This window comes from Bradyrhizobium sp. C-145, assembly GCF_023375135.1.
In the GTDB taxonomy this organism is placed as follows: domain Bacteria; phylum Pseudomonadota; class Alphaproteobacteria; order Rhizobiales; family Xanthobacteraceae; genus Bradyrhizobium; species Bradyrhizobium zhanjiangense.
Genome location: NZ_CP088150.1, coordinates 7,338,398 through 7,351,175, shown reverse-complemented (window position 1 = coordinate 7,351,175; position 12,778 = coordinate 7,338,398). Strand labels below are relative to the sequence as shown.

14 protein-coding genes and 1 pseudogene are annotated in these 12,778 nt (G+C 64.5%); 7 read left to right on the top strand and 8 right to left on the bottom strand.

The genetic code is table 11. The features are described 5' to 3' along the window. Window positions 1–39: 39 nt before the first annotated feature. Window positions 40–195, top strand: a complete 156-nt coding sequence (locus LRP30_RS34570; RefSeq protein WP_164934324.1) for a hypothetical protein — start codon at window positions 40–42, stop codon at window positions 193–195. 68 nt (window positions 196–263) lie between these two features. Here LRP30_RS34570 and LRP30_RS34565 read toward each other — a convergent pair whose 3' ends face one another. From LRP30_RS34565 to LRP30_RS34555, 3 genes are all read right to left on the bottom strand, one after another. Then, on the bottom strand, window positions 264–569 hold the full coding sequence (locus tag LRP30_RS34565) for a hypothetical protein (RefSeq protein ID WP_128935936.1): 306 nt from the start codon (window positions 567–569) through the stop codon (window positions 264–266). 84 nt (window positions 570–653) lie between these two features. Continuing rightward, entirely contained in the window at window positions 654–926 is a 273-nt protein-coding gene (locus LRP30_RS34560; protein ID WP_128937565.1) for a hypothetical protein, read from the bottom strand. Between the two features lie 135 nt (window positions 927–1,061). Beyond that, entirely contained in the window at window positions 1,062–3,749 is a 2,688-nt protein-coding gene (locus LRP30_RS34555; RefSeq protein ID WP_249757719.1) for an alpha/beta hydrolase fold domain-containing protein, read from the bottom strand. A gap of 189 nt (window positions 3,750–3,938) precedes the next feature. On the opposite strand from LRP30_RS34555, the gene LRP30_RS34550 reads away from it, so the two are divergent. After that, a complete protein-coding gene (locus tag LRP30_RS34550) occupies window positions 3,939–4,187 on the top strand; it encodes a hypothetical protein (protein ID WP_128935934.1) in 249 nt (82 codons plus the stop codon). 175 nt (window positions 4,188–4,362) lie between these two features. Next, window positions 4,363–5,835, top strand: a complete 1,473-nt coding sequence (locus LRP30_RS34545; protein WP_249757718.1) for a carboxylesterase family protein — start codon at window positions 4,363–4,365, stop codon at window positions 5,833–5,835. A 6-nt stretch (window positions 5,836–5,841) separates the two neighbouring features. Here the strand turns inward: LRP30_RS34545 and LRP30_RS34540 are convergent, their stop codons facing one another. After that, window positions 5,842–6,021, bottom strand: coding sequence for a hypothetical protein (locus LRP30_RS34540; RefSeq protein WP_027572935.1), 180 nt, complete (start codon window positions 6,019–6,021; stop codon window positions 5,842–5,844). A gap of 154 nt (window positions 6,022–6,175) precedes the next feature. Between LRP30_RS34540 and LRP30_RS34535 the strand changes: the two genes are divergently transcribed. After that, window positions 6,176–6,973, top strand: a complete 798-nt coding sequence (locus LRP30_RS34535) for a class III extradiol ring-cleavage dioxygenase (protein WP_249757717.1) — start codon at window positions 6,176–6,178, stop codon at window positions 6,971–6,973. A 160-nt stretch (window positions 6,974–7,133) separates the two neighbouring features. On the opposite strand, the gene LRP30_RS34530 is transcribed toward LRP30_RS34535, so the two are convergent. From LRP30_RS34530 to glgC, 3 genes are all read right to left on the bottom strand, one after another. Continuing rightward, window positions 7,134–7,394 (bottom strand): SemiSWEET transporter, encoded by a 261-nt coding sequence (locus tag LRP30_RS34530; RefSeq protein WP_091878893.1) that lies wholly within the window; start codon window positions 7,392–7,394, stop codon window positions 7,134–7,136. A 135-nt stretch (window positions 7,395–7,529) separates the two neighbouring features. After that, window positions 7,530–8,987, bottom strand: a complete 1,458-nt coding sequence (gene glgA, locus LRP30_RS34525) for a glycogen synthase GlgA (RefSeq protein WP_249757716.1) — start codon at window positions 8,985–8,987, stop codon at window positions 7,530–7,532. Next, on the bottom strand, window positions 8,984–10,246 hold the full coding sequence (gene glgC / locus LRP30_RS34520) for a glucose-1-phosphate adenylyltransferase (protein WP_249757715.1): 1,263 nt from the start codon (window positions 10,244–10,246) through the stop codon (window positions 8,984–8,986). The genes glgA and glgC overlap by 4 nt, the downstream gene beginning before the upstream one ends. 366 nt (window positions 10,247–10,612) lie before the next feature. Here glgC and LRP30_RS34515 point away from each other — a divergent pair, with 366 nt between their 5' ends. Next, complete coding sequence (locus LRP30_RS34515) at window positions 10,613–11,035, top strand: hypothetical protein (RefSeq protein WP_091878885.1); 423 nt, start codon at window positions 10,613–10,615, stop codon at window positions 11,033–11,035. A gap of 10 nt (window positions 11,036–11,045) precedes the next feature. On the opposite strand, the gene LRP30_RS34510 is transcribed toward LRP30_RS34515, so the two are convergent. After that, the gene (locus LRP30_RS34510) at window positions 11,046–11,189 is read right to left on the bottom strand and encodes a hypothetical protein (RefSeq protein WP_164935213.1); all 144 of its coding nucleotides are present in this window, start codon (window positions 11,187–11,189) and stop codon (window positions 11,046–11,048) included. 149 nt (window positions 11,190–11,338) lie between these two features. Between LRP30_RS34510 and LRP30_RS34505 the strand changes: the two are divergent. Then, window positions 11,339–11,533 (top strand): annotated as a pseudogene (locus LRP30_RS34505) (ABC transporter substrate-binding protein); the annotation flags it as partial. 334 nt (window positions 11,534–11,867) lie between these two features. Beyond that, window positions 11,868–12,713: a CmcJ/NvfI family oxidoreductase gene (locus tag LRP30_RS34500; protein ID WP_249757713.1), complete on the top strand. Its 846-nt coding sequence runs from the start codon at window positions 11,868–11,870 to the stop codon at window positions 12,711–12,713. Window positions 12,714–12,778 lie beyond the last annotated feature (65 nt).

Sequence of the window (12,778 nt, the reverse complement as noted above, 5' to 3'; positions counted from 1 at the left end):
TGGCTGTCCAACAATTCGGGGCTTTGGGGGAGGCGGCGCTTGAACACGATCCAGTATCTCGAAGATCAGGCCGCGCGCGCCGAGCGGCTGGCCAAACGGATCACGGATACGCTGACGATCGAAAAGCTGCTGACCTTCGCCGGCGAGCGCCGCCGCGAGATCGAGGTCATCGCCGGCAAGCACCGGCGCGCCTAACTCTGCGAACCACGCGCTAAGCGCATCCGCTCTTGCTTCCCTATCTGCGCAATTGAGACAACGCCCGCTCAGCGGTGGGTCTCGACGAAGTCGCTGAGATAATCGGGCAGCTCGATGCCGTAAATCTCGCAGCGCGCACGAATCTCGCCGGCGACGTCGGTCGAGATGTCCTTCATCCAATGCTCAAGCGTATTGAACGAAATCACCTTGATCGGGTCGTTGAAGCATCCGGCGACAAGCTCGCCGATGGTGGCTTCGAGATCGCTACGCTCAATGCGGATTTCGGTCGCCTCGTCGCGGCGATCGATCACCACGAAGAGGGTCTCGTCTGCGCCGTAGGGTACGATCGGTGATGATACGTCGGCGTCAAACATCTGAGGCGCTCACGTCTTTGCTTCCGATCCCTAACAACGGGAAAAGCCGGAAGAAGGTTCCTGCTCGCGTGCTTGTGAAGGCCGTCAGAGAAATTCTCTTAAGCGTGATAGCTCGATGACGTGCTCGGGCGAGAGGATTTCGGTGACGAGCGGTGGCTGCGCCACGGTGCGGATCTCGTAGAGGTGCCGGGTTGCCGCAGGCTTCTGCATGAAGGCCGAGATACACTCGTCGAGCGTGCCTTCACTCACTTGATAGGAGTCTCTGTCCGGCCTTCGCTGGTTTGCCAGCGATGGCCATTTATGCAACACCGCAAGCGCGCCGAAATCGACTTTTGAATCTCCGGCCACGTCCCCCATCGTCCCGCCTCACACAAAAAACGACCCCAGCACACGCGTTCGCGTGCCGGGGCCTACACACCTGTCGCTGCATCTCAATGCCACGAACACTCAACGCGGCAGCCGGGAAAAGGTTCCCGGCGGCGTTGTGCCGCTTCAGCTCGCGGCGGCCGCGATTCTGTGCTCCGGGCTGTCATGGCCCTTGCTGCCCTCGTCGCCGCGGCTGACCTCCGGCAGCCCCGCGAAGCGCCGCAAGGCCCCGGCCATCTGCGCCCGGCCTGGCACGCCGGTGATCACCACGTCCACCATCGCAAAGGACGAGTGGAAATGGCCGCGCGCACGGAGCTGCTCGACCGGGACGCCGGCGGCGGCCATCGCCTCGGCATAGGCGATGCCCTCGTCGCGTAACGGATCGAACTCGCAGGTGACGACAAAGGCCGGCGGCAGGCCGGCGACCTTGCCGCGGAGTGGCGAGACGCGCGGGTCGGTGCGGTCGGCCGGCGAGCAATAGAGGTCCCAGAACCAGTACATCAGCGAACGCGTCAGGAAGTAGCCGATCGCATTGTCGTTGTAGGACGGACGATCGAAGGTGCAGTCGGTGACCGGGCAGACCAGGAGCTGGCCGGCGATGTCAGGCCCGCCGCGGTCGCGCGCAAGCTGGCAGGTGACGGCGGCGATGTTGCCGCCGGCGCTCCAGCCTGCGACCAGCACCGGGCCCGGCGTGCCGCCGAGCTCGGCGGCGTGCTCGGCGATCCAGCGCGTCGCCGCATAGCCGTCCTCGGCCGCGGTGGGGAAACGATGCTCCGGCGCATGGCGATAGCCGACGCTGACGAAGATCATGCCGGTCCGCCGCACCATGTCGCGGCAGAACGGCTCGTCCGACTGCTCGTCACCGAGCACCCAGCCGCCGCCGTGGAAATAGACCACGATCGGATGCGGTCCTGCTGTTGCGGGCTTGTAGACGCGGTAAGGCAACGCGCCGTCGGTAACTGGCAGGGTGCCGTCGACGATGCCGCCGATCGGCCGCCCCGCAGGCCGGCCCTTGTTGAACTCGTTGACGAAGGCACGCGCGCCGAGCGCGCCCATCGACTCGATCGGCGGCAGGTTCAGCGACACGAGCAGGTTCAGCACCAGCCGCACGTCCGGCTGCAGGCGCACCACTTCGCCGTCATTGCATTGCGCGGCGCTGTTGGGGCCGGTGAGCCTGAAGCCGAGCATGCCGCGGCTGACCACCTCGTCGCAGATGCTGCGATAGGGGCCGACGCCGCCGGTATAGGGCATCAAGCCCTGGACCTTGCCGGGCACGTTGGCGCCCGTGTACCAGGTGTTGGCGAGCCGGTGCAGCGTCAGCATCGAGCAATCGGCCATGTGCCGGCCCCATGCGGCCTGCGCCGTCTCGGTCGGCTCGATCGTGTTGAAACCGGCATCGCGCAGCGCGGCAAGGCGATCGACGACCCAGTCGACATGCTGCTCGATCGACACCGCCATGTTCGAGAGCACCGACGGGCTGCCGGGGCCGGTGATCATGAAGAAGTTCGGGAAGCCTTCGACCGTGAGGCCGAGATAGGTCTGCGGTCCCTGCGCCCAGACGTCGGAGAGCGACCTGCCGCCCCGCCCGGTGATCGGATGCACGGCACGGATCGCGCCGGTCATGGCGTCGAAGCCGGTCGCGAACACGATGATGTCGAGATCGAAGCTGCGGCCGTTCGTGGAGATGCCGCTCGCGGTGATCGCCTTGATCGGCTCCTCGCGCAGATTGACCAGCGTGACGTTCGGCCGGTTGTAGGTGGCGTAGTAGTTGGTATCGAGGCAGGGACGCTTGGCACCGAAGGGATGATCGTGCGGCGTCAGCGCCGCAGCGGTTTCGGGGTCGTTGACGGCGGCGCGGATCTTCTCGCGGATCAGGTCCTGGACGATCTTGTTGCCGTCGACATCGACGGCCTGGTCGGCCCAGAGCTGCGTCAGGATGTGGACGAGGTCGCCGGCTGCCCAGGCGCGTTCGAACCGCTCGCGACGCTCGGCATCGCTCAATTGCCAGCTCACGACGGTCTGCTGCGGGTAGGGGACGCCGGCCATCGACTGGCGCGCCTGCTCGCGATAGGCCGCGCGATCGCCTTGCAGCAGGCTCATGCGGTCTGCTGGCGCCGGGCCATTATGTGCAGGCAGCGCGAAATTCGGCGTACGCTGGAACACGGTCAGATGCGCGGCCTGCTCGGCGATCAGCGGGATCGACTGGATGGCCGACGAGCCCGTGCCGATCACAGCGACGCGTTTTCCCGCGAGATTGACGCCGTCATGCGGCCAGCGTCCGGTGAAATAGATCTTCCCCTTGAAGTCCTTGACGCCGTCGATCTCCGGCGGCTTTGGCGCGGAGAGGCAGCCGGTGGCCATGATGTAGTGGCGGCAGGAGACCGGCGCGCCGTTATCGGTCGTGAGCTGCCAGCGCTCCGTCGCCTCGTCCCATTTGGCTTCGGTCACCCTGGTCTTGAAGCGGATGTCGCGCCTGAGGTCATAGCGATCGGCGACGAAGCCGAGATAGCGCAAGATCTCGGGCTGAGTCGCGTATTTCTCCGACCAGGTCCAGGCGGTCTCGAGATCCGGATCGAAGGTGTAGCTGTAATCGATGGTCTGGATATCGCAGCGCGCGCCGGGATAGCGGTTCCAGTACCAGGTGCCGCCGACGTCGCCGGCCTTATCGAGGGCGATCGCCTTGAAGCCGGCCTTGCGCAGGCGATGCAGGAGATAGAGCCCGGCAAATCCGGCGCCCACCACGGCGACGTCGACCTGCTGGGCTGTTCCGCCCGCCGCTTGGGATTCACGTGCGGCGACCATTGCGTCAGGCATGGCATTCCTCCCGTGGATTTGTTTTGCCGGCAGGCTATCGCTGCAGGTTCGGCTTGTCATCAGGACAAGTGCAATCTTCGGTAGTCGTTTGCGGCGGCATCGTGGCCGCGGGAAGGTTATGGCGATACACGCACCGCGATGCACAATCGCCGGGATTGTCCGGGCTAATCAGACCACATCCTTCTGTGTATGCTTGCGCTTACAAGCCACGCGTACCGACCGGGCGTCATGACAGAGTTGAGCGAGCGAACCAAAGCGAACATGGACGTCGTCCTGGAGGAGACGTGCCGCCAATTGCCACATGGCGGCGATCACGACAGCCGCAGATTCATCGCCGAGCGCCTGATCGAGGCGGCACAGTCAGGGCACTCCACGCTCGGTGAGCTCGGCATCATCGCGCGCCGCGCGCTGGCGGAGCTCCTCGCCAAGAGTGGTTAGGTCGCAGGCGCGATTGAGCCAAGCGTCTGGCCGCATCGAAGGTGCGCTCCCTCGCCCCGCGCTTACGGGGCCGCGACGAGCTTCGCTCGCGCTGGGAGGTAAGACCTAGCTTGCCTCGCTGGCGGCCGCGGACGTAACCTGCTGGAACCGTTCCGCGCATCGAGATGCTCCGAAGATGCGATCCGTGCTCGCGCTTCTTGCGGCTTCCATTGTCCTGTGTGGCGCCGGCTCGGCCGCGGCCCAGCCGGTCGGACAGTTTCCATTCGCGCTGACGCGTGAAGGACAGATGCTTGGCGCCGTCGAGGGTGAGGTGGCCTCCTTCAAGGGGCTGGCTTACGCGGCGCCGCCGATCGGCGCGCTGCGCTGGCGCCCGCCGCAGCCGACGGCCGAGAGTTCGGAGATGCACACCGCCTACGACTACGGCGCGCCGTGCCTTCAACCGTCACTGCCGGCCGCGCGCGAGGATTGCCTCACGCTGAACGTGTTTCGTCCCTTCGGGGTCGATGGTCCGTTGCCGGTGATGATGTTCATCCATGGCGGCGCGTTCGTCACGGGCACCGCGAACGATGCGGTGTTCGACGGCGCCAGGCTGGCACAGGCCGGCCTCATCGTCGTCACCGTGAATTATCGCCTCGGTGTGCTCGGCTGGCTCACTCACCCGGCGCTGTCGGAGGGCGGCTCCGGCAATTACGGCCTGATGGACCAGATTGCGGCGCTGCATTGGGTGCAGGACAATATCGCGGCATTCGGCGGCGATCCAAACAACGTCACTCTGTTCGGCAACGGCGCAGGCGCGACATCGATCGCACTGCTGATGCTGTGCCGGCAGGCGCGCGGTTTATTCCAGAAAGCCATTCTGCAATCGGTGCCCGGCCGCGCAGCTCTGCACTCGCCGCAGGAGGCGGAGGTCGTGAGCGCGTATTTCGCCGCTGGCCTCGCTTCCGAGCCGGATTTGCGGGCGGTCCCGCCGGCACGATTGCTGGCTGCCGAAGATCGCCTGCTGGCGAAGTTCGCGCGCGCCTTTGTGCCGGTCATGGATGGGAGCCTGGTGACGGAGAACATCGCTGCGGGATTCACGGCGGGGCACGAGAGCCGCATTCCCCTCATCATCGGCTCGAATGACGACGAGACGGGTTTCGGCGATGAACTCGACGACCAAGACGATCTTGCATCATCGGGCCGCACGATCGATGGGCTGCGCGAGCTCTATCCCAACCTTTTGAAACCTTCGGAGCTGAAAGCTCGGTTCTATACCGACAAGGTCTTCTCCGAGCCGGTCAGACTGCTGGCCCGTCTTCACGCGGCCACGGGCGCGCCGACCTTTCGCTATCGCTTTGGCTATGTGCCCGAGGCGCGGCGCGCAAATCCTGATCGTGGGCACGGACGCGAGTTGCAGTTCATCTTCGGTGCGGAAGGCGTGCCCGGTGCAGGAATCTTCTCGCGAGGCGATCGCGAGGTCGCGAGCCGCATGCGCGGCTACTGGATCAACTTTGCAAGAAGCGGCGATCCCAATGGTCCCGGTTTGCCCCATTGGGACGCGGCCGCAGACCGTGATCGCCTGCTGCTGATCACCGACGACCGCATCGCGAGCGGAGACGACCCCTTCGCGGAGCGTCTCGATCGGATGGCAGGTGAGGGCAGGAAATGAGTTGGATTATGCCGCGAGCTCGACGCGCGGCGCCGGGCTCAGCCGGTCTTCTTCCAGATAGTCGATCGCGCCGTCCTTTTCGACGGCGTAGAACTGCTGGCCTTCCCGCGACTTGAAGGCGGCGCGAACGACGCCGCGGCGGCCCTTGTCACTGTTGACGACGTCCCCCAGCGCAAACTTCCTCATCTTCCGTCCTCGTCTTCTGGCCGACTGCTTCGGCCACGCCGGAGATTTTGGAAGGCAAATCGTTAACGGCTTGCTAACCATGCCGGTTTGCCTATGCTCGCCGCTGAGCGCGCGGGCAGCTCGCACGCGCCTGTTGCCAACGAGACACGAGCCTATGACGCGACTTCCGACCTTGTTCCTGTCGCATGGTGGCGGCCCCTGGCCGTTCATGGAGGACAGGCGGGTGCAATATGCGAAGACCGCCGCGGAGTTCGGCCGGCTGCCGCAGCTGCTCCCCGAAAGGCCGAAGGCTGTGCTCGTCATCACCGGACATTGGGAGGCCGACGCCTTCACCGTGTCGACCTCGGCGCATCCGCCGATGGTGTACGACTATTACGGTTTCCCCGAGCATACCTATCACCTCAAATATCCGGCGCCGGGCCAGCCCGAGCTTGCCGCAGAGGTGAAGACGCTGCTCGCGCGCGCCGGCCTCGATTGCCGGGAGGATCCCAATCAGGGTTTTGACCACGGCACCTTCGTGCCGCTCGGCCTGATGTATCCGAATGCGGACATGCCGATCGTGCTGCTGTCGCTGAAGTCGAGCTATGACGCGGCCGAGCACATCAAAGTGGGGGAGGCGATCGCGCCGCTGCGCGACAAAGGCGTTCTGATCGTCGGCAGCGGGCTGACCTATCACAACATGCGCGGCTTCAATCGACCGGAGTCCAAGCCGGTTTCGTATGACTTCGAGGCCTATCTGAACGAGGCCATCAGCACTCCGGATGCGGCGTGCCGCAATGCCATGCTGGTCGACTGGGAGAACGCACCCAGCGCGCGCCTTGCGCATCCGCGCGAGGACCATCTGCTGCCGCTGATGGTCGCAGCCGGTGCCGCCGGCAGCGATTTCGGCCGCCGTGTCTTCGTCGACGAGGTCGCGGGCGTGGCGATGGCGTCGTATGTGTTTGGTGCGTGACTTTTCTCCCCCACCCCGCTTGCGGGGAGAGGGTCGGGGTGAGGCGGAGTCTCTGCGAGCGAGGTGAGAGTTGGATTCGTGGAGAGTCCCCCTCACCCGGAATCCGCGCTGCGCGCGAATTCCGACCTCTCCCCGCAAGCTGGGAGAGGTGAAGGGCAGCTCATCCGTATTTCAGCTTCATGAACAGAATGCCGCCGGCGAGCAGCATGGTGATGGCGTTGGCGGCGACCAGCGGGGCGTCGCCAGAGAGCAGGCCATAGAGGAGCCAGAGCGCCAAGCCCAGCACCATGACCAGGAACATGCCGAGCGAGATGTCGCGCGCCGAGCGCGTTTTCCAGACTTTGATGAATTGCGGCGCGTAGGCGACGGTGGTGCAGGTGGCGGCGGCAAAGCCGAGCAGCTTGATCACGAAGGGGTCCATGCCGGGCTCTATAGCATGGATTCGACAATGGCCATGCCTAGAGTCCCGTTCCGATGAAATCGGAACGGGACTCTAGATTCTAGTTTTGACGCGTTTTCTTCACGCGAACCGGCATCCACTTCGCTCGAAAACGCTCTACGTGCGGCGCGCCGCCATGAGGTCGCGGTAGAGCGCGGCGTAGTCGCCGGCGCGGTTGCGCCAGGAGACGTCGGTCGCAAGGCCGCTTCGTTGCAGCCGGCGCCAGGTCAGCTTGTCGTGGAAGGTGGTGTTGGCCTTGCGCAGCGTGCCGGCGAGGGCGTCCGCCGTCACGGGGCCGAACTTGAAGCCGGTGGCATCGTGGCCGGACGCGTCGGCCTCGCCGATGTCGACGATGGTATCCTCGAGGCCGCCGACACGTGACACGATTGGGACAGCGCCATAGCGCAGCGCGCAGAGCTGGGTCAGGCCGCATGGCTCGAAGCGCGACGGCACGATCAGCGCGTCCGAGCCGGCCTGGATCAGATGCGCCAAGATCTCGTCGTAGCCGATCACGACTCCGATCCGGCCGCGATTGGCGCGTGCGGCGGCCTGGTAACCGTCCTGGAGATCGCGATCGCCACTGCCGAGCAGCGCGAGCTGCATGCCTTGGTCCAAAATGGTCGGAATGGCTTCGAGCAGGAGATCGAGCCCCTTCTGCCAAGACAGGCGGCTGATGACGCCGAGCAATGGCGCCTCGTCCGAGGAATCGAGATTGAACTGCTGTTGAAGCGCCGCCTTGTTCGCGGCCCGAAAGGTGAGGTCTTCCGCGCCGAAGCGGTAGGCGATGTGCGGATCGGTTTGCGGATTCCACACGGAAATGTCGATGCCGTTGAGGATGCCGCTCAGCACGCCCGCGCGTGCACGTAGCAAGCCGCCGAGCCCCATGCCGCCTTCGTCGCTCTGGATCTCCCGCGCGTAGGTCGGCGACACCGTGGTGATGCGATCGGCGAATTGCAGGCCCGCTTTCAAAAAGCTGATGCCGCCGAAATATTCGATTTCGTTGACATTGAAGGAGTGCCAAGGCAGGCCGATTGCACCAATCAGGTCAGAAGCGAACTTGCCCTGATAAGCCATATTGTGAATGGTCATCACGGTGCCGGGCCGCGGCCGGTTATCATAGTGCAGATAGGCCGGCGCGAGCCCCGCCTGCCAATCGTGGGCGTGCACGATGTCGGGCACGAAGGCAGGCACGAGGCCGTGACCGATATCGGCGGCGACGCGCGAAAGCGCGGCGAAGCGCACGCCATTGTCCGGCCAGTCGACACCATCGCTGGTGACGTAGGGGTTACCGGGCCGCGCGTAGAGATGCGGCACGTCGAGCACGAACAGATCGAGGCCGTCGTGCGAGCCCGCGAGCAGCCGGCCCGGCCCGCCGAAATAATCCGGCCAGCGCCGGATTTCCTCCGCGCCGGCGAGCATCCGTGTCACGTCGGGATAACCGGGCATCAGGGTGCGCATCTCGACGCCATGCGCCTTCAGTGCAACCGGGAGCGCGCCGGCGACATCCGCGAGGCCGCCGGTCTTGACGATGGGATAGACTTCAGAAGCGACCGCGAGGACGCGAACAGGTGTCATGTATTCAGCTTGTCGATCATCGGCTGGGTGATCAGCGAGATGCCCTGCTCGGTGGTGCGGAAGCGCTTGGCGTCGAACTCGGGATCTTCGCCGACGACGAGACCCTCGGGGATGTCGACGCCGCGGTCGATCACGACGTTCTTCAGGCGAGCGCCGCGGCCGACATTGACATAGGGCATGATCACGGCGTTCTCGACATTGGCGTAGGAGTTGACCCGCACGCCGGTGAACAGCAGCGAGCGGCGGAGTGCGGCGCCGGAGATGATGCAGCCGCCCGAGACCAGCGAGCTCACGGCCTGGCCGCGCCGGCTCTCCTCGTCGTGGACGAATTTGGCCGGCGGCGTGATCTCCGCATAGGACCAGATCGGCCAGGCGCGGTCAAACAGATCGAGTTCCGGCACGATATCGGTGAGATCGATATTGGCGGACCAATAGGCGTCGACGGTGCCGACATCGCGCCAATAGGCGCCGTTGTGGCTGCTGGAGCGCACGCACGAAGTCGAGAACTGGTGCGCGAACGCGCGGCCGTTCTTGACGAGGTATGGAATGATGTCTCTGCCGAAATCGTGGTTCGAGTTCGGGTCCTCGGCGTCGCGCTTGAGCTGGTCGAACAGGAATTTCGCGTTGAAGACGTAGATGCCCATGCTGGCGAGCGAGACGTCCGGCTTGCCGGGCATCGGCGGCGGATCTTTCGGCTTCTCCAGGAACGAATGGATCCAGCCTTTCTCGTCGATATGCATGATGCCAAAGCCCGAAGATTCCGCGCGCGGCATCTCGAGGCAACCCACCGTGACGTCGGCGCCGCTCTCGACATGCTCGCGCAGCATCACCTCGTAGTCCATCTTGTAGATGTGGTCGCCGGCCAGCACCACGATGAAGCGGCAGGCGTGGGATTCGATGATGTCGATGTTCTGGTAGACGGCGTCCGCCGTGCCGACATACCACATGTTCTCGGAGACGCGCTGGCTGGCCGGGAGAATGTCAAAACTCTCGTTTCGCTCCGGGCGGAAGAAGTTCCAGCCCATCTGAAGGTGCCGGATCAGGCTGTGCGCTTTGTATTGGGTCGCGACCGCGATACGGCGGATGCCCGAGTTCACCGCGTTCGACAGCGCGAAGTCGATGATGCGGGACTTGCCGCCAAAATAGACCGCCGGCTTGGCGCGCCGGTCGGTCAGCTCCAAAAGCCGGCTGCCGCGTCCACCGGCGAGGACGAACGCCAACGCTTGGCGGGCAAGCGGCTCACTACCGACGGCACTCATGTCATCCTCCCACACTCTGGCATGCCGGGGCTTTTGTCGCGAGAAGCCCCGCGGTCCCGCGCCCATTGGAACCGATAGTAACGGTACGAATAGTAAATCGGGAAGTGGGTTGTTGGTTGCGCGCAACGGGAAGCTTAATGCTTTGCCTTGATGTCTTTGCCGTGGCCGAAGTGCTACAGCGTCGCGCCGCTGTCATATCGGGCGGAGCAGATCGTTGGGCCTCGCGTGCCGGCGACCATTTCGCAGCGGGGTGTGAACGGGACTTGTGCGCCGCACGCAAAGTCCGGGCTTTGACTTGGCGCAAGGATGTCCGATCATGGTGTTGCGATCCTTTTCCAAGCGAAACGTCAGACAGGGAGTAGGACGATGAGGATCTGGACAACGGCAATTGCCTGTTCGCTGGCCGGCGTGGTCATGGCCGGCCAAATCGAGCAGGCCGCGGCGGGACCGATGCCGACCAACGTCGCGACCATGAAGGCCGCGGCCGGTGATGATGTCACGCAGGTGCATTGGCGCGGCGGCGGCTGGGGATGGGGCCTCGGTGGCCTCGCGGCCGGCGCGATCATCGGCGGCGCCATCGCCAGCGGCGCGCCCTACGGCTATGGCTATTATGGCGGCCCGTATTACGGCGGCTATGGATATCCGGGATACGGCTATGGTTATGCGCCGGCCTATTACGGCTACGGGCCGGCCTACGCCTATCCGCGGTACTATGGCTATCGCCGGTACTATCGGCCTTATTACGGCTATCGGCCGTATCCGCGTCCGTACTACCGCGCCTATTGGTGATTTCACGCAGCTAAAGCGAAAGCCACACGATCAGGCTCATGCAGGCCAAATGCGCGAGCACGATCGCGGCGAGATGCAGCGGGCCTGGCTTGAGGCGAAAGCCGCGCATCTCGCCGCCCTTTGCCTTGCGGGATTTGCCTATTGCCGCGAACACAGTGCGCTCCCTCTCCCGCTTGCGGGGGAGGGTTGGGGGAGTCTCCACGGGCGAGAACCCCCAGAGGAGAAAGCCCTCACCCGGCGCGCTGCGCCGACCTCTCCCGCAAGCGGGAGAGGTTGAGCGAGCCCGCGGCGCAGTCCGAAGGCATTCCAACCGCCGCGCCACAGAACTGGCTCTCGCGCGCAAAGATCCGCATCGCGCCGATCGACGACGGCGTGGTCGCGGACGAGCAGAGCACGATCGACCTCTATTTCCGCTGGGGCCTGATCAAGCAGAAGCTGGATGCCGCGGAGATCGTGGATCGTTCGTTCGCCGATGCAATTGCGAAGGTGGGGTTGTAGTAGCGGCTCTCGTGTCCCGGACGCGGCGCAGCGTGAAACGCTGCTCCGCAGAGCCGGGACCCATGCCGCACAGAATGCTCTCTCGGTTGGATAGGCCCCGGCTCAGCAGCGCATCGCTGAAGAAGCGCTGCGCTGCGTCCGGGGCACGAAACCTCACGAAGTTCTCAAGCATCCGTGAGTCGAGACAGTGCTTCCATGGTACTCGCATCCCTCGACGTTTTCCTTCTTCGTTCTTCACGTCTGACAACATCGTCATTGCTATTTGCACCTGCTCCCTTGCACCCCGCGGCTCCGCGGCAAAAATCAATCCGACGACCACATCGGGAGACCGGCCATGGGCCTGCAAGAAACAAAAATCGAATCGCTTCCCTTCGTCACTGCCGAACTCAACTATCTCGCACCGACATCAGCCAAACCGCGTACCTACGCCTTCGATCCGCCCCCGGGCGAGCCGAAGAGCACGGCGCTTGCCGAGCCGCATCAGGTCCCGATCTTTGACGCGCGGCTGATTGCGCAGAATTTCTCGCTCGATCGCGAAGGCTTTGCGCTGGTGCGCCATCCGACGCAGGTGAAGGATTTTTACAACGACGAGGAAATTCGCGCCGTCTACTATCCCGCCGTCGAGGCGTTCCTGCGGGCGACGCTGAAGGCCGATCGTGTCGTCATCTTCGATCATACCGTGCGCAAGCGCGTCGAGGGCGCCGCCGACATTCGTGGTGGCAGCCCGCGCCAGCCCGCGACCCGCGTGCATGTCGACCAGACCGGCGTCTCCGGCGCCAATCGCGTGCGCGAGCACTTGCCTGACGAAGCCGAAGAGTTGCTGAAGGGGCGCGTGCAGGTGATCAATCTGTGGCGGCCGATCCGCGGCCCCTTGCGCGATTCACCGTTGGCGATGGCCGACGGCACGACGGTTGCGCCCGATGATCTCGTCGCCTCCGATTTGATCTATCCCAATCGCCGCGGCGAGACCTATTCAGTGAAGTACAATCCGAACCACCGCTGGTTCTATTTCCCCGAGATGACGCCGGACGAGGCGCTGCTGCTCAAGTGTTATGACTCCGCTACCGACGGCCGCACGCGGTTCGGGCCGCACACGGCCTTCGTCGATCCGACCTCACCGCGAGATGCTGCCCCGCGCGAGAGCATCGAGGTGCGCACGTTGGTGTTTCACAAAGTGTGATGGCACTGCCGGGCACCGCCCGGCAGACTGTTGGGAACCTTAAGGAACAAAGCGACGTTGGCAGC